This window comes from Rhizobium sp. RU36D, assembly GCF_900176345.1.
GTDB lineage: Bacteria > Pseudomonadota > Alphaproteobacteria > Rhizobiales > Rhizobiaceae > Allorhizobium.
Genome location: NZ_FWXU01000001.1, coordinates 514,879 through 531,443, shown reverse-complemented (window position 1 = coordinate 531,443; position 16,565 = coordinate 514,879). Strand labels below are relative to the sequence as shown.

The window sequence follows — 16,565 nt, the reverse complement described above, 5'->3', positions numbered from 1 at the left end:
ATGGAACGACCCGCTATATCCATCGGTGCTGACATCTATTCTCTGTCCACCCCGCTGCCGCTGATCGATGAAGACAGGCTGGCCTCGAATATCTCCCGGGTGCAATCCTATATGGATGCCCATGGCCTGGCCTTCCGGCCGCATATCAAGACCCACAAGATCCCCTCAATTGCCAAGGCTCAGCTGGCGGCCGGCGCCCGCGGCATCAATTGCCAGAAGATCACTGAAGCCGAGGTCTTCGCCGATGCCGGCTTTGAGGACCTGCTGATCACCTTCAACATCATCGGCGGGGAAAAGCTGGAGCGGTTGGCGGCGTTGAACGAACGCATCAACGGGCTGAAGGTGGTGGCCGATAGCGAAGTGACCGTATCGGGTCTTTCAAGCTACTTTGCCAACGGCAAGCCCTTGATGGTGCTGGTGGAGTGTGACACCGGCGGCGGACGCTGCGGCGTCCAGACCCCCCAGGCCGCTGCAGCACTGGCGACGCTGATCGCGTGCAGCGAGAGCCTTATCTTTGCAGGCCTGCTGACCTATCCCAAGCCCAATGGTGAAGAGCAGACCGAGGCCTTTCTCTCGGAGGCCCTTGCCTTGCTGAAATCGTCCGGCCTGGAATGCCCCATCGTCAGCAATGGCGGTACGCCCAGCCTGTTCAATGCGCATCTCGTGCCGTCTGCGACCGAGCATCGTGCGGGCACCTATGCCTATAACGACCGGGCGATGGTGCGGGCCGGCCATGCCTCGCTGGACGACTGCGCCATGCATATCCTGGCAACGGTCGTCTCCCGGCCGACGCCTGACCGGGCGGTGATCGATGCTGGGTCCAAAGCCCTCACATCAGACCTCCTCGGCTTTTCAGACTATGGGCATATCGTCGAATATCCCGATGCCGTCATCACGGGTCTTTCGGAGGAACATGGCACCATCGACCTTTCGCGGGTTGCTGGACAGCGGCCCGACATTGGCGACAAGATCCGCATCGTGCCCAATCATACCTGCGTCGTGTCGAACCTGTTCGACGCGATGACTTTTCACCGCGATGGCGTGGTGACGCGGGTGGAGCCCGTGGCGGCGCGTGGGCTGGTTTGGTAGGGACCTGCCATTGCATTTCCGATGATAAATATATATCATTGATATGTATTTTTCTGGATGGCAGATATGGAAACCGCGAAGATTTTCTGGTCGGGGCGCTCGCAAGCGGTGCGACTGCCCAAGGAATTTCGGTTCGACACTGCAGAAGTGCGAATCCGTCGTCACGGCGCGGCGATCATCCTGGAGCCTGTGCCTGATGATTGGGCCTGGCTAGACGGTATTGTCGGGTCAATCGACGAGGATTTCGAGCGCGCTGCCGAGGAACAGCCCCAGCCACAACGACGTGACAGTCTGGACGATTTCGAATGAAATTCCTGCTGGATACGAATGTTGTGATTGCCATCATGAAGGGTAGTCCGGCAGTCCTCAGCCGTATCCGTCAGCACCATCCCTCTGATTTCGGGTTACCTTCTGTCGTGCTGCATGAGCTTTATTTTGGTGCTTACAAAAGCAAGCGGGCCGCCGAAAACCTGGAGCGTGTGGCGCAGCTGCGTTTCGACGTGCTGGCGCTTGACCCAGAGGATGCCCGTGTGGCCGGTGAAGTCAGGGCGGTCCTCGAAGTCAACGGCCAGCCCATCGGTGCATATGATGTCCTGATCGCGGGCCAAGCGATCGCCCGAGGACTAACGCTGATCACCCGCAACACGCGCGAGTTTGTGCGAGTGCCCAATTTGAGTGTGGAGAACTGGGAGGATTAAACAGCCCGGTTACGCCCGCTTCAGCAAGCCCTTGATGAGGAACATTTCCGCTTCGTGGATTGTCCCGAACTGCGTCCATTCCGCGTCGCTCTGGGTCGCCAGCCGCCAGGTCAGAAGGGTTACGACGCAGCTATCGGGCGCCATGCGCAGGGTGGCGCCGGGAATGACACGGGACATGTTGCGAAACTGCATGGCATCGGGGCTGCCACCGACTTCGTAGTCGACCAGCAGCCGGGGCTTGTCGACATGCAAGCGCACATAGGTCTGCTTGCCGGTGAAGACCGAATGCCCCATGAACAGGCCCGGCTCGACCTCCTTGCGATCGAAGCTGCCCCAGGTCCATTGACCCTGCTTCAGCCCCTCCGACATGATCTCGAAAGCTATCTCGGCCGGCCGCATCACGTGGATGCTGCTTGAATGGCAATGGGGATCCTGCATGATCTGTTCCTCCTGGTTATTTGAAGCATAAAATAACCAGGAGTACTGTCAATCACGCATGTGGGTCAACCGACGTCAGCCAGCGATGGATTCGGGCATGTCCAGCTTGCTGATATCGATGCGGCGTTCGAAGGCAACTCCCTCGGCATCGAACAGGTGGCAATCGGTGGCCTTGGCGCCTGTGACCAGCGGCTTGTCGACCTCGGCGGGAGCGGAGCCCGGCAGCAGCGCACAATAGGGCTCGCCGGTCGGCAGGGCGGCATAGGCGATCGTGTTGATGCCGAGTCGCTCGATGACCGAAGGCAGGACGGTCAGATTGAGGTCGCCCGCACCCAGCAGCGTATGTTCGGGCCGGATGCCGAGGGTCAGCGTCTTTCCGACAACGCCGTCCCGTGGCTCTACCGGCACGGTGATCGACTGTCCCTGGTACTCAACCGTGATTCCCTGTTGCCCTGCCGCAGTGCAGATGACGGGCACGAAGTTCATCTTGGGATTGCCGATAAAGCCGGCGACGAAGAGGTTTGCGGGCTTGTGATAGAGTTCCAATGGCGCGCCAACCTGGGCAATGTCGCCGGCGTTGAGCACCACGATCCGGTCGGCCATGGTCATGGCTTCGATCTGGTCGTGGGTCACGTAGATCATCGTGGCTTTCAGCTCGCGATGCAGCTTCGTCAGTTCGATGCGCATGTCGGCGCGCAGGGCGGCATCAAGGTTGGAAAGCGGTTCGTCGAACAGGAAGATCTTGGGCTCGCGCACGATGGCGCGGCCGATGGCGACGCGCTGGCGCTGGCCGCCGGACAGGAGGCCGGGGCGCTGCTGCAGCCGCTGGTCGAGCTTCAAGATCTTGGCGACGCCCTCGACCTTCTCCTTGATCTTCGCCTCTTCCATCCCTTCCACGCGCAGCGGGAAGGCGATGTTCTCGAAAACCGACATGTGGGGATAAAGCGCGTAGGACTGGAAGACCATGGCGATGCCACGCTTGACGGGGGGCTTGTCGTTGACGCGCTCGCCGTCGATGACGATATCGCCGCCGGTCGTATCGTCGAGGCCCGCAATCATCCGCAGCAGGGTCGATTTTCCGCAACCGGATGGGCCGACGAAGACAACGAACTCACCATCCCTGACGTCGAGGGTGACGCCCTTGATGACCTCGAAGTGTCCGTACGACTTGTGCACCTTGTTGAGATAAAGCTGACCCACGACTTTGCGTCTCCACGCTGCCCGTCGCTGCGCGGCGGGCACTAGAATTGATGAGGGAGGCCGCGGGCGGCAAGGCCCGCGGCGCCGTCTATGCTAAAGGCTTACTTGTACTGTTCCAGCTCGCCGGCGGCCTTCTTCAGGGCATCAGCCGGTTCAGCCTTGCCGGTCACGACCGACTGGACCATCTCGATGATGACGTTCTGGAAGCCCTTGTAGTCGGTAAACAGCGGCTCGGGACCACCATAGGCGATGCCGTCGATGAACGGCTTCCAGTAGGGGTCCTTCTTGACGAATTCGTCGACCTGGGCAGAAGGACGCAGCGGGGTGAGGCCGGCGCCGCCCTGCAGTTCGTATTCACCCTGCGGGCCGGGCGAGGTGATGAACTTGGCGAATTCGATGGCCTTGTCCTCGACGCCCTTGCCCTTGAACACAGCCAGGCTGTCGGTGATCAGCAGCGTGCCTTCGCCCTTGGCTGCGGGGCCCTTCGGCAGGGGAGCTACGCCCCAGTTGATCTTGGTTGCTGCCAGGCGCGTTGCGGCACCAGAGCCTGCCTGGATCATGCCGACCTTGCCATCGAGGAAAATGGCCCGGATTTCGTTCTGTTCGTAAGCGGTTGCGCCTTCAACGGAGTAGGGCGTGATGTCCTTATAGGCCTGGAGCGCTGCGAGGACTTCCGGGCTGTCGATGACGACCTTGTCGCCGTCGATCACCTTGCCGTTGTTGGTATACACCCAGTGCATGAACTGGTGCATGGTGTTGTCATATGTCTTGGCGGGCAGGCCGTAGCCAGCAGTCCCGGTCTTTTCCTTGATCTGCTTGGCGAAGGCGATTTCCTCCGCCCAGGTCTTCGGCGGCGTTTCCGGGTCAAGGCCGGCAGCCTTGAAAAGGTCCTTGTTCCAGTAGAGCGCCTTGGTGGAGAAGGCGACCGGAACGCCCCACTGCGTGCCCTCGAAGGTCACGGTGTCGACGATGTTCGGATAGTAGGTTGCCTTTTCTGCGTCGGTCATGGGCACCGGAACGATCATGTCGTTCTGGGCGAATTCCTTCAGCGTGCGCGAGCCGACATAGGCCATGGCAACCGGGGTGCCGGCGGCGGCGAGGGTGGTTGCCTTGTCCTGGCACTGGGCCCAGCCGACAACTTCAGGCGTGACCTTCCAGCCTGCGTTCTTGCCTTCCCATTCCTTGATGTATTTCTCGTGGATCGGGTCGATCTTGTCGCCGCAGTAGATCTAGCTGATCTCCTGGTCGGCTGCGAGCGTGGGAAGCGCGGAACTGGCGAGAAGCGCAAGCGCGCCGGCCAGCATTGTGAGAGAGGTTTTCATCGAAGGTTCCCCTTTGTTGACAGGTTGGATCGTCCGGTTGGCCCGAATTTGTTATTGCCGCATCACTTGACCGCGCCGGCGGTAAGCCCGCTGACGAGATAGCGCTGCAGGAAGAAGATCACGATCATCGCCGGCGCGATGCCGACGAAGCTCGCCGCCATCAACTCGTTCCAGACCACTTCCTGCCGGCCGAAATAGGCATAGAGCCCGATCGGCAGCGGCATGTATTCGGTCTTGGAATTGAAGGTGAGGGCAAAGATGAATTGTTGGGCGTAGGCGCCGATGAATGTGGTGATCGCGACGACCGCGATGCCCGGCATGGCGATTGGCAGGATCACCCGCCGGAAGGTGTAGAAATAGCCGGCACCATCGACATAGGCGGCTTCTTCCAGCTCCCGCGGGATGCGCAGCATATAGGTCCGCAGCAGCCAGATCGCCGAGGGTATCAGGAAGGCGACGCCGGGCACGATCATGGCGAAATAGGTATTGAGGACGCCGAGCGTGCGCATCAACCGGAACAGCGGAATCAGCAGTACGGCGCCCGAGAACATGTTGACCGCGAGGAAAGCCGCCAGCAACTGGCCCCGTCCCTTGAACTCAAAGCGGGCAAAGGCATAGGCCGCCGGTACGACCAGGATCAGCACGATGATCGTGGCGATGGTGGAGATGAAGAAGGAATTGAAGATATAGCGCGCAAAGCCCGGTACGCTGATCCACATGGTCCGGTAGGCCTCGAACGAGCCGTTCTCGGGCCAGAAGCGATAGGGCGAGGAAAACAGCTGGCTCAGCGGCTTTAGCGAAACCAGGAAGCCTTCGACGAATGGCGCCAGCACGAAGGTCAGGAACACGCCGATGCCAGCATAGATGCCCACCAGTTCATACCACTTGTAGCGATGGATCATCGCATTGCGATCCTGGCTCATCGGGCGGCCTCCTGGGACAGACGGCTGGTGACACGGAAATAGGCGACGCAGAACACGGACAGGAAGATGCAGATGAGGACCGCGCGCGCGGCGCCCTCGCCATACTTCTTGGAACCGATGGCGGTCCTGTAGGTATCGATGATCATCGTGGTGGTTTCGCCGTTCGGGCCGCCCTGGGTCAGGATCCAGATGATGTCGAAGGAATTGAAGGTCGCGATCAGCGACAGCATCGACATGGTGATCATGGCCGGCAGGATGAGCGGCAGGGTGATGCGACGGAAGCGGTAGAAACGGCCGGCGCCATCGGTCCAGGCGGCCTCGTAGAGGTCCTGCGGCACGGCCTGCATGGCGGCAAGCATGTAGAGTGTCACCATGGGTACGCCGATCCACACATCGGTAAAGATGGTGGCCCAGAAGGCGGTGGAGCCATGGGCGAGGAAGGCGACCGGCCCATCCACGAAGCCGAAGCGCTGCAGCAGGCCGGAAATCATGCCGAACTGGCCGTTATACATCCAGCCCCACATGAAGATGCCGATGGCCATCGGCACGATCCATGGCGGCATGGTCAGCACGCGAAACAGGGCGCGACCCGGCACGGCGCAGTTCAGCATCGCCGCGCCGAAGGTGCCGATGATCATCTTGATGGCGACCGAGAAAAAGGTCCAGATGAAGGTCCTGATGATGACGCCGGCGAAGGTGTCGTTGAAAATCTTCTCGTAGTTCGTCCAGCCCACCCAGTCCGTATCCTTGCGCAGGGAGGCGTTGGTGAAGGACAGGATGAAGGTGTCGACCAGCGGATAGGCAACGATGACGCAGATATAGAGGATCGCCGGTGCGACCAGGAGCCAGGCGAAGAGGACAGCGCTTCGGCGAGCTAGCATGATCCGCTCCTCAGGCCGATCTGGCCGGACGATCGGCCGTCCCGGAGCCGTGAAGCAAGGCATCGAAGCGGTCCCATACTGGCTTCAGGTCGACCACCTTGCGGCCCAGGCGCGCTTCGTCCATGGCGAGCGCGAGTATGCCGGCCTCCAGCGCATCGATGGCCGATACCGGCTGCTTCGTGCCGTTCTGTACGAAGGCCAGCACATCGGCGGCCATCTGTTCGTCGGCACCATAATGCTGAGATTTCGCCGAGGGCGCCTGATAGGTGTTGGAAATCAGCCGGTCGGTCGTGCGCGCGTCATGGACATTCATGAAGCCGCGGACGAAGTCGCCTTCCGCCATGCCCTTCGAACCGATGACGCAGAAGCGGCGGAATTCGTCCGGCACGTTCAGATTGGTATGGAAGGTCATTGCCGCGCCATTCTCATATTCGACGATGGCCGTCTGGAAATCGATGATATCGCCGTCGCTGTCGAAGACCTTGTCAGCGCCCATCCAGCCGCTCGGCTTGCGATGGTAGACCTCCATATCGTTGATGCCCTGGTTCTCCGGGGCGTTGGTCGGCACGAAGCTCTTGCGGCCGCCGAAGCTCGAGACGAAGCGGGGGCGTGCGCCGACCACGCCATTGTATAGATCCAGGTCGTGGCAGCATTTTTCCAGCATGAAACCGCCGGCATAGCGGCCGTAGCGGCGCCAGTCGCGCATGAAGAAGGCGCCGTGATAAGGCTTGATATGCTCTGAGGCCTCGATGGACACCACATCGCCCAGCAAGCCGTCGGCCTGCGCCTTGCGCAGATCCCGGTAGAGCGGGGAGTAGCGCAATACCAGCCCAACCAGCAGGCGGTCGTGGCCGTGCTTGTTGAGCAGCGAGGCCAGCGCATAGCTTTCCTCGATTGAAATCACGATCGGCTTTTCGGTGAACACCGTGAGGCCGGCTTCAAGACCAATTCGGATATGCTCGAGATGAAGATGGTTGGGAGAGCCGATCATCAGGAGGTCAAAGGTCTCGCCGGCAATCAGCGCCTCCGGCGTCCCATAGGCATTTCCGGCCGAAATTCCGGCCTCTGCCAAGCCCGGGAGGCCTGCCGGCGACGGGTCGACATATCCAGCGATCTCAAAATCCGGGTCGATGTCCTTCAACACACGGCCGAGATAGCCGAGGCGAAATCCAAGACCGATGATGCCCACCTTCATGCGTAAAGCTTCCCCGTTTTTAAATTATTTTCTCAACCTGAGACAAAATGCAGCGCTCGTCAACCGGATTTCATGAATTTCTAGAAATCATGAAATTCATTTTCACAAACTTGCATCGATGCTTTCGTCGCGGCGATCGCCGCTTGCTTGATGTCCCGTGTTTTCATGTCGTTTGTCAGCCGCTAACGCGGCGCGGACTGGTTTGTTCGCGACCCGTAGCCATGCTCCATGCTTGGCTGCATGGTCTGTAAGACAACAATACCAAAAACAATCCAATCGTCTACCTAAAAATCCGAAACTGCGTTAACCTCCATTGATTTTTCGTTAATTCACTGAATCTTCAGTGGAATTTCGCGGCGATTTTCCTCTTGGCAATATCCCGTGTGAAAATGATTGCCTTGATGGTCTCTAACTGGTATTTCTTCCGGCAGAATTGGAGAGGGTTGGCCGGTGAGACCAAGTCATTGCATATCTGCCCGTTGTCGCCCCTTGGCGGGTGGCGCCCGATGAATGACACCTTGCGCCTGTCCGCCCTCCAGGGCTCCCGCGGTGGTCCGCTCTATGTGAAGCTCAAGCAGTCCATCGAGGATGCGATCCGCTCCGGGCGGCTGCAACACGGAGATGCCCTTCCCGCGGAACGGGACATGGCGGATGAAGGCGGGATAAGCCGGGTCACCGTTCGCAAGGCGATCGATGATCTGGTCAAGGAAGGGCTGCTGGTCCGGCGCCATGGCTCCGGCACCTTCGTGGTCAAGCCGGTGGCGCGCATGCAGCAGCCGCTGACGCAGCTGACCTCCTTTACCGAGGATATGCGCAGGCGCGGCATGGTGGCCGGCTCGATCTGGCTGGATCGCGGATTGTATTTCCCCACGCCTGAGGAAACCATGATGCTTGGGCTTGCCGGTGGTGCGCGGGTTGCGCGCATCAGTCGTTTGCGGACGGCAAACGACATGCCGATCGCGCTTGAAAATACGAGCCTGCCGGATGACATCCTTGATGATCCCGACAGGGTGGAGGATTCGCTTTATCTGGCGCTTGCGGCCCGGGGCATCAGGCCGGTGCGGGCCAACCAGCGGATTTCGGCCTGCATCCTGGTGGATCGCGAGACGCAATTGCTGGGGGTTCCGCCTGGGTCGGCAGCGCTTTCGGTTCAGCGTATCGCCTATCTCGATACCGGCCGGGTCATGGAAGTGTCGCGCGCGCTCTATCGCAGCGATGCTTATGACCTCGTTGCCGAACTCACCACCGGCGCCTCGTAAGGCGATTGTTTCAAACCCGCCGGTTCGGCGGGCTTATTCAGGACGGAATGACCAATATGCTGACTTTGATGCGACAGGAAATCAACGAGATTCCCGCCGCCACTGCCCGACTGATCGAAGGATCAGGGGAAGCGATCCGCGAGGCGGGCAGGGCCTTGAGAGAGCTTGATCCGCCTGTCGTGGTGACGATTGCCCGCGGTTCCTCGGATCACGCGGCTCATTTCCTCAAATATGCCATCGAGCTGCAACTGGGTATTCCCGTCGCCTCCCTTGGGCCGTCGTTGGCCTCGATCTACGAGGCGCCGCTGCGCTTATCGGGGGCTGCGGCGATCGGCATTTCCCAGTCCGGCAAGAGCCCCGATATCGTCGCGCTGACCAAGGCCGTGCGCGATGCGGGTGCGTTGACGCTGGCGCTGGTCAACACGCTGCCCTCGCCGATGGGCGATGCCGCCAGCATGGCGATCGATATCCAGGCCGGGCCGGAAAAGGCAGTTGCTGCGACCAAGAGCTTCGTCAATTCCGCCGTGGCGGGCCTTGCCATCATCGCGGAATGGTCTGACGATCCGGCCCTGCGGGCGGCGCTCGCGCGCCTGCCTCGAGATTTCGAAGCCGCACTCAAGCTCGACTGGAGCGTTCTTGTCGACAAGTTCCGGGATGCCGGCTCGATCTATGTGTTGGGCCGTGGGCCAACGCTCGCGATTGCTGCGGAGGCGGCATTGAAATGCAAGGAAACCAGCGAATTGCATGCCGAGGCCTATTCCTCCGCCGAGGTGCTGCATGGCCCGGTCTCGCTGGTCGCGCCGGCGTTTCCCGTCATCGCCTTTGCCGCGCGTGACCGCGCCGAGGGCGCCATTGCCGATATCGCTGCCGGGCTCTCCGCCAAGGGAGCGGATATCTACATCACCTCCGGCAAGGCCTCGGGTTCGGTACCGTTGCCCTTCGTGGATACCGGGCATCCGCTCACCGATGCGCTGGCGCTCATCCTGCCCTATTACGGCTTCGTCGAGCAACTGTCCCGCGCCCGCGGCTTCAACCCCGATGCGCCGGCTGCGCTCAACAAGGTGACCCAGACGAAATGATGGATGTGGCTGCGGTTTCCGGCGCGCGGATCTTCGACGGTTCCCAGTGGATCGAGGGCCACGACCTCATGGTGGCGGGCGGCATGGTGACGGGGCTCGGCGCGGCTGGCCAGTCTTCCCACGGGGTGGGCCGGATCGACGCCGATGGCCTGCTGGTGGTCCCCGGCTTCATCGACCTGCAGGTCAATGGGGGAGGCGGTGTTCTCCTCAACAACCAGCCTGACCTTGAGGGCATCGAGACGATTTGCGCGGCCCATGCCCGCTTTGGCAGCACGGCGCTGCTGCCGACCTTGATCACCGATCGCAGCGACGTGTTGGTCAGCGCCCTTGCTGCCGGCAAGGCGGCGTGGGAACAGCGCGTGCCGGGATATCTCGGGCTGCATCTGGAAGGGCCGCATCTCTCAGTCGGGCGCAAGGGCACTCACGATCCTGAACTGATCCGGCCGATGACCGACCTGGATCTGACGCGGCTGAGGGATGCTGCGGGAAGCTTCGGTTTCTCGCTGATGACAGTGGCACCTGAGAATGTGACACCAGCGCAGGTGGAAGCCCTGTGCGAGGCCGGCTATCGCGTCAGCCTTGGCCACACCGATGCCGGCTATACGACGGCGCTCTCCTATGCCGAGAGCGGTGCGACGCTCGTCACCCATCTGTTCAATGCCATGAGCCAGCTTGGAAACCGGGAGCCCGGCGTGGTTGGCGCGGCGCTTGCGCTTCCCGGTCTGCATTGCGGCCTGATTGCCGATGGGTTCCATGTCGATCCGGTCAGCATGGGCATTGCCCTGCGAGCCAAGTCGGGACCTGGCCGGATCTTCCTGGTGACGGATGCCATGTCGACCATCGGGACCGACGATACCGGATTCATGCTGAACGGCCGTGAGGTCTACCGGCAGGGCGGGAGGCTGACACTGGCGGACGGGACACTGGCGGGTGCGGATATCGACATGCTGTCTTGTGTTCGATACGTGCATGAGGTGATTGGCTTGCCGTTGGAGGAGGCGCTGCGCATGGCGTCCACCTATCCGGCGGCGGCGATCGGCGCATCCGCCAAGGGGCATCTGGCGGCGGGTGCCGATGCCGATTTCCTGCTGCTGACGCCCGATCTCGACCTGGTCTCCACCTGGATCGGCGGGCGTTGTGTCTATCGTGCCTGAGAAAGCGGATCGATGATTGTATGTTTTGACATTGGCGGCACGGCGATCAAGGGCGCGGTTGCCCATGCGCCCGAGGATGTCCGCCCGCTTCCGCGTCGGCCTACCCCGTTGCAGGATTTCGATGCTTTCGTGCAGGTGCTGCGAGACACCATTGCCGAAAGCGGCGGCGCCCCCGAATGCATCGCCATCTCGATTGCCGGTGTTCTTGATCCAGACAGCGGTGCTGCCACGGTCGCAAACATTCCCTGCATTCACGGCCGCAGGTTGGTCGCCGATCTCGAAGCCGCGCTTGCGCTGCCCGTTATCGTCGCCAACGATGCCGACTGTTTCGCCATTGCCGAGGCAGGGCTTGGCGCGGGGCGCGGTCATCGCGTCGTGTTCGGGGCGATCATCGGCTCCGGCGTGGGTGGTGGCCTCGTCATCGACGGGCGCCTCATCAACAGCCATGGCGGTTTTGCTGGCGAATGGGGCCATGGACCGGTCGCCGCGACACGTACTGGCAACCCGCCCCTGGAAATTCCCCGCTTTCAATGCGGCTGCGGCCTGAAGGGTTGCGTCGATGCCACCTGCAGCGCGCGCGGCATGGAAACGCTGCATATGCATCTGCATGGCGAGCGGCTCACCAGCGAAGAGATCATTGCCGGCTGGGATGCGGGCGAGTTGAAGGCGTCGCAAACCATCGACATCGTCGTCGATGTCATCGCCTCGCCGCTGGCGCTCGTCATCAATGTCACGGGGGCGACCATCGTGCCGGTCGGCGGCGGATTGTCCAACTCCCGAACATTCCTGCAGGCAATCGATGCTGCGGTTCGTGCCAGAATATTGCGTCGCTTTGATCGTCCGCTCGTGGTTCCCGCGCTCTGCACGGTAGAGCCGGGATTGCTGGGTGCGGCCTTGCTGGGGCTGACCGCAAACCACCAGAAGGAATAACTCGGCGCCAGCAAAATCACCGGCGGTAAATCCGAGGCCGGCCTTATCGCGTTATTCTTGTGCAAGCGAAGCAGCCGCTTCGTACCAAACGCGCACAAGGAGGCTGCCATGGCCGAGAAAAATCCGGATCGCAGGAAAGTCGCATGGGTTACCGGAGCCAGTTCCGGGATCGGGCGCGCGCTCAGCCTCAGGCTCGCAGACGATGGCTGGCAGGTGGCGATCAGCGCCCGCGGCGGTGAGGCGCTCGCCGAGATTGCTGGCCAGCGTCCGGGTCGCATCCACAGTTTTCCGCTCGATGTGACGGATCTCGATGCGGTCAAGGCGACGTGCGCGGCCATCCGCGAGGCCATGGGTTCGCTGGACCGTGCCGTGTTCTGCGCCGGCACCTACAAGCGCGACAGCATCTCCCATTTCGACAGCGCGGCGTTTAAGACCATGGTGGATCTCAACATCATGGGCACGGCGCACTGCCTGGAAGCCGTTCTTCCTGACATGATCGCCCGCGGCAAGGGTCAGATCGGGGTCGTTTCGTCGGTTGCCGGATATAATGGCCTGCCGGGCGGCGGCTTCTATGGCGCCACGAAAGCGGCTCTCATCAATCTCTGCGAGGCGCTGTATCCTGGCCTGCAGGCCAAGGGCATTGATCTCAGCATCATCAATCCCGGATTCGTGGCGACACCGCTGACGGCCAAGAACGACTTTCCAATGCCATTCATGATCTCGCCGGAAGAAGCCGCCGACAGCATTGCCAGTGGCTTGGATGCCAAGCGCTACGAGATCATCTTTCCCTGGAAGATGGCGCTGTCGATCCGGTTCCTTCACCGCCTGCCGCAGAGCCTGCGGTTTGCCATCACGCGGCGCATGCTGCGCAAGAGCTGATCCGAATGACTGGCAGCGCGTCCGCAGGGTTGCTGACCGCCAGAAACACTTGTCCCGCCACCGGTCGCCGGTGGCGGGACATTGCATTTTTAAATCTGGAATCCTGTTGAGGTCAGCCCTTCGACAGCTCGAACTGGACCACGTCGAGCCGGCCGCGGCGGAAGCCGGCGGCACAGTAGTGCAGGTAATAGCGCCACATGCGGAAAAACTTCTCGTCGAAGCCGAGGGGCATGATCTTCGGCCAGTTGGCCGTGAACGTCTTGTCCCAGGCGAGCAGTGTGCGCTCGTAGTCGCGGCCGAAGGCAAACCGACCGGCGACACTGAGTTTCTGCTCCTTGGCGGCCTGCTCGAATGCGCTGACCGATGGCAACATGCCACCCGGAAAGATATAGGTCTGGATGAAGTCGGCGTTGCGGCGATAGTCGTGGAAGCGGCTGTCTTCGATGGTGATGGCCTGGATCATGGCCCGTCCGCCGGGTTCCAGGAGCTCTCTCACCCGCGAGAAGTAGACCGGCCAGTTTTCCTCGCCGACCGCTTCGAACATTTCGATCGACACGATCTTGGAGAAGGTGCCCTTGCAGTCACGATAGTCCTCGAGTCTGATGTCGGAACGGCCTGCCAGGCCTGCCTTGCCCAGGCGCTCACGGGCATAGTTCGCCTGCTCGCGGGAGAGGGTCAGGCCGGTGACGCGGCAGCCGGTGCGGGTGATCGCGCGCTCGGCAAAGCCGCCCCAGCCGCAACCGATTTCCAGCACATGGTCGTCAGGTCCGATGCCGAGCTCCTCGATGATCCGATCATATTTGGCGTTCTGCGCGTCCTTCAGGCTCAAGTCCGGGGCAGAGAAAAGCGCCGATGAATAGGTCATCGTCTCGTCCAGCCAGGTCAGATAAAAGCTGTTGCCGAGATCGTAGTGGAAGGCGATGTTGCGCTTGCTGCCCGCACGCGAGTTGCGCCGCAGCTTGTGGCGGAGATTTGCCAGAAAGCCCAGGATCGCCGAGGGCTGGGCGATTGTGCTCAGCATTTCCTCGTTCACCAGCGCCAGTTCCAGGAAGGTGACGAGGTCGGGGCTGTCCCAATCGCCGTCCATGTAGGACCTGGCAAAGCCGAGGCTTCCGCCCCAGATCAAGCGCCGAACCGGCCTCGAATTGTTCATCCGCAGCGTCGCCGACGGGCCGGGCTGGTCTCCCTCAACGACATATTCGTGGTTGTCCGGGAAGATGATGCGCAGTCGGCCGATCGTGATCCTGCCTGCCCACTTCAGGATAAGCTTCTGCCACTGGGGCGCTTGATGATATTGGGCGGTTGAGATCTGGTCTCCGGCGTGACTCATGATTACTTGCTCCCGGTCGCTGTCGATTGCGGAATGAAAGAACTTGCGACGGCCGCGGCCGCCTTATTGTGTCGATACACAGGTACGCCCTTGGCCCAGAGCAGCAGGGCCTCCCAATGAATGGCGCCCATGATTTTCAAAGTCATGAGGGGATAGGTCAAGAAGGCCTTGAATAGCGCCGCACCCGACAGCGTCTGCCGTTCTCCGCTGAATGCGGCATAGAGCAGGGGACCTTCTGGATCGCTCTCGTTGATCGCGACATGGACCTTGTCATCCGGGGCGATGATGCGGAAGCGATACTGGCAATCCATCGGCACGAATGGTGAGACGTAGAGTTCCTTGGCGCATTCGTGCCGGATGGCGCCGGATGCGTCGCCATCGACCGGAATGATATAGGTGTGCCGTTCGTGGAAGGTGTTGCAGACCTCGTACAGGATCGCCTTGAGCTGGCCGGTCTCATCTTCGCAGAAATAGACCGTCAGAGGATTGAAGACATAGCCGAGGATGCGCGGGTAGCAGAGCATGCGCACGCGCATGCCATCCACCACGATGCCTGCATCGCCGAGCAGCGAGGCCACCCAGCGCTTCAGTTCGCCCGGTTTGCCATTGCCGTGATCGGCGTCGTGGACGGAAAACAGCGCCCGGCGGTTATGACCGAAGAAGCGCACTGACCTATCGAGCGCCGGCAGTTCGTCGAGATCGACAAGAAGGGAGAAGACGCGGTAGCGAAGGGTGTGAGCTTTGGGTTTATGGCGCTTGTGCACCACTTCCCCGGCATAGATTGCAGAGGTCCAGCTCATTCGGCGGCCATCAGTTTCGGGCCGAGCACAATGCGGCCGGACTCATCAGCGACATCCCAGGGTCTCCTCACCCCACCCAGGCTTTCGGCGGCCGCGAGTCCGGATTGCAATCCGTCCTCGTGAAAACCACTGCCGAAATGGGCGCCGCAATACCAGGTGTTGCGCTGGCCCTGCAGCCGCCACAGCTGTTTTTGCGCCTTCAGTGCCTTGCTGTCAAATAGCGGATGCGCGTAGTCGAAGGTCGCGATGACTTTTTCATCAGCGATTTCTCGGGATGGATTGAGTGTCACAAACACAGGATCCGGCGTCTTAAGGTTTTGCAGCATGTTCATCCAGTAGGTGACGCAGAGCTGAGCCTGGTCCGTCTTGCCGGCATTGCCGATATAGTTCCAGCTCGCCCAGGTGCTGCGACGCCGCGGCATCAGCGCGGTATCGGAATGCAGAACGGCGGTATTCGGGGTGTAGTCAAAGGCACCGAGCAAGTTGCGTTCGTCGGTATCGGCATCGCCCAGAATCGCCAGCGCCTGATCGGCATGGGTGGCGATAATGATATCCGTGAACAGATCGCTGTGCCCGCTGTCATCCGTGACAGTCACCTGGCCGGGACTGCGGGTAACCTTCGCCACGGATGCGCCGGTGCGCACTTCGCCGCGGAAATCCGCCAGGATGCGCTTGATATACTCGCGGCTGCCGCCCGATACGGTGCGCCATTGCGGGCGATCCTTCAAGACGACGAGGCCGTGGTTGACGAAGAAGCGCATGAAGGCGACCAGCGGATAGGCCCGCATCTCCGAAGCGGTCGTCGACCAGATCGCAGCACCCATGGGCAGGAGGTGATCGTTGACAAACGCGTCGCTATAGCCGCCGGCATCGAGGTAATCGCCCAGCGTCATGGCATCCAGGTCGCCACGCTCCACATATTGAGGGGCCTCGCGGTAGAACCGCATGATGCCTGACAGCATGCGCCAGAAGCGGGGATTGATGACATTGCTTCTCTGACCAAGCAGGCCCGAAAGACCCGAACCGGAATATTCGAACGCGCCGCCGTCTAGAGAGGCGGAAAACGACATGTCGGACGCCTCTGTCGGAACCGAGAGGTGATCGAACAGGGCGACCAGATTGGGATAATTCCGGTTATTGTAGACGATAAAGCCGGTATCGACGGGCACCTTGCCGTCGCGTCCGTTCACGTCGACCGTATTGGAATGTCCGCCCAGGCGCCCCTCGGCTTCGTAGAGCACGACTTCCATGGACTGGGACAGCAGCCACGCGGCTGAGAGGCCGGATATGCCTGATCCGACCACGGCGACCCTGCGTTTCGTGGAAAAAGTCGTCATGCTTTCTGCGGCCATGTCATGCACCCCGTTTTGTTGTTTCAGGGAGCAGTA

The 16,565-nt window shown here is 61.1% G+C and carries 16 protein-coding genes and 1 pseudogene; 8 read left to right on the top strand and 9 right to left on the bottom strand.

The genetic code is table 11. The features are described 5' to 3' along the window. The 3 genes from B9A97_RS02560 to B9A97_RS02550 all read left to right on the top strand — a co-directional run bounded on the left by B9A97_RS02560 (position 1) and on the right by B9A97_RS02550 (position 1,787). On the top strand, positions 1-1,089 hold the full coding sequence (locus B9A97_RS02560) for a D-TA family PLP-dependent enzyme (RefSeq protein ID WP_084363384.1): 1,089 nt from the start codon (positions 1-3) through the stop codon (positions 1,087-1,089). 66 nt (positions 1,090-1,155) lie between these two features. Next, positions 1,156-1,398, top strand: coding sequence for an antitoxin (gene vapB, locus B9A97_RS02555; RefSeq protein ID WP_084363503.1), 243 nt, complete (start codon positions 1,156-1,158; stop codon positions 1,396-1,398). Further along, on the top strand, positions 1,395-1,787 hold the full coding sequence (locus B9A97_RS02550) for a type II toxin-antitoxin system VapC family toxin (RefSeq protein ID WP_084363383.1): 393 nt from the start codon (positions 1,395-1,397) through the stop codon (positions 1,785-1,787). Before vapB ends, B9A97_RS02550 begins: the two co-directional genes overlap by 4 nt. Before the next feature lie 9 nt (positions 1,788-1,796). Here the strand turns inward: B9A97_RS02550 and B9A97_RS02545 are convergent, their stop codons facing one another. The 6 genes and pseudogenes from B9A97_RS02545 to B9A97_RS02520 all read right to left on the bottom strand — a co-directional run bounded on the left by B9A97_RS02545 (position 1,797) and on the right by B9A97_RS02520 (position 7,746). After that, positions 1,797-2,225, bottom strand: coding sequence for a hypothetical protein (locus B9A97_RS02545; RefSeq protein WP_084363382.1), 429 nt, complete (start codon positions 2,223-2,225; stop codon positions 1,797-1,799). A gap of 75 nt (positions 2,226-2,300) precedes the next feature. Beyond that, entirely contained in the window at positions 2,301-3,425 is a 1,125-nt protein-coding gene (gene ugpC / locus B9A97_RS02540; RefSeq protein WP_084363381.1) for an ABC transporter ATP-binding protein, read from the bottom strand. A 101-nt stretch (positions 3,426-3,526) separates the two neighbouring features. Beyond that, a pseudogene (locus B9A97_RS02535) lies at positions 3,527-4,747 on the bottom strand (ABC transporter substrate-binding protein). Between the two features lie 62 nt (positions 4,748-4,809). Beyond that, entirely contained in the window at positions 4,810-5,670 is an 861-nt protein-coding gene (locus B9A97_RS02530; protein ID WP_084363380.1) for a carbohydrate ABC transporter permease, read from the bottom strand. Continuing rightward, on the bottom strand, positions 5,667-6,551 hold the full coding sequence (locus B9A97_RS02525) for a carbohydrate ABC transporter permease (protein ID WP_084363379.1): 885 nt from the start codon (positions 6,549-6,551) through the stop codon (positions 5,667-5,669). Before B9A97_RS02525 ends, B9A97_RS02530 begins: the two co-directional genes overlap by 4 nt. A gap of 10 nt (positions 6,552-6,561) precedes the next feature. Next, positions 6,562-7,746, bottom strand: coding sequence for a Gfo/Idh/MocA family protein (locus B9A97_RS02520; RefSeq protein ID WP_084363378.1), 1,185 nt, complete (start codon positions 7,744-7,746; stop codon positions 6,562-6,564). Positions 7,747-8,252: 506 nt separating this feature from the next. On the opposite strand from B9A97_RS02520, the gene B9A97_RS02515 reads away from it, so the two are divergent. The 5 genes from B9A97_RS02515 to B9A97_RS02495 all read left to right on the top strand — a co-directional run bounded on the left by B9A97_RS02515 (position 8,253) and on the right by B9A97_RS02495 (position 13,047). Then, complete coding sequence (locus tag B9A97_RS02515; RefSeq protein WP_084363377.1) at positions 8,253-9,005, top strand: GntR family transcriptional regulator; 753 nt, start codon at positions 8,253-8,255, stop codon at positions 9,003-9,005. A 56-nt stretch (positions 9,006-9,061) separates the two neighbouring features. Next, positions 9,062-10,084, top strand: coding sequence for an SIS domain-containing protein (locus B9A97_RS02510; RefSeq protein WP_084363502.1), 1,023 nt, complete (start codon positions 9,062-9,064; stop codon positions 10,082-10,084). Then, complete coding sequence (gene nagA, locus B9A97_RS02505) at positions 10,081-11,238, top strand: N-acetylglucosamine-6-phosphate deacetylase (protein WP_084363376.1); 1,158 nt, start codon at positions 10,081-10,083, stop codon at positions 11,236-11,238. Before B9A97_RS02510 ends, nagA begins: the two co-directional genes overlap by 4 nt. A 12-nt stretch (positions 11,239-11,250) precedes the next feature. Then, positions 11,251-12,168 (top strand): ROK family protein, encoded by a 918-nt coding sequence (locus B9A97_RS02500; protein WP_084363375.1) that lies wholly within the window; start codon positions 11,251-11,253, stop codon positions 12,166-12,168. Positions 12,169-12,276: 108 nt separating this feature from the next. Continuing rightward, positions 12,277-13,047, top strand: a complete 771-nt coding sequence (locus B9A97_RS02495; RefSeq protein ID WP_084363374.1) for an SDR family NAD(P)-dependent oxidoreductase — start codon at positions 12,277-12,279, stop codon at positions 13,045-13,047. A 112-nt stretch (positions 13,048-13,159) separates the two neighbouring features. Here B9A97_RS02495 and B9A97_RS02490 read toward each other — a convergent pair whose 3' ends face one another. From B9A97_RS02490 to B9A97_RS02480, 3 genes are read right to left on the bottom strand one after another with little or no spacing between them, the layout of a single operon-like run. Next, a complete protein-coding gene (locus B9A97_RS02490; RefSeq protein WP_084363373.1) occupies positions 13,160-14,377 on the bottom strand; it encodes an SAM-dependent methyltransferase in 1,218 nt (405 codons plus the stop codon). A 2-nt stretch (positions 14,378-14,379) separates the two neighbouring features. After that, on the bottom strand, positions 14,380-15,177 hold the full coding sequence (locus tag B9A97_RS02485) for a DUF1365 domain-containing protein (protein ID WP_084363372.1): 798 nt from the start codon (positions 15,175-15,177) through the stop codon (positions 14,380-14,382). Further along, positions 15,174-16,514, bottom strand: a complete 1,341-nt coding sequence (locus B9A97_RS02480; RefSeq protein ID WP_084363501.1) for an NAD(P)/FAD-dependent oxidoreductase — start codon at positions 16,512-16,514, stop codon at positions 15,174-15,176. The genes B9A97_RS02485 and B9A97_RS02480 overlap by 4 nt, the downstream gene beginning before the upstream one ends. Between the last annotated feature and the right edge of the window lie 51 nt (positions 16,515-16,565).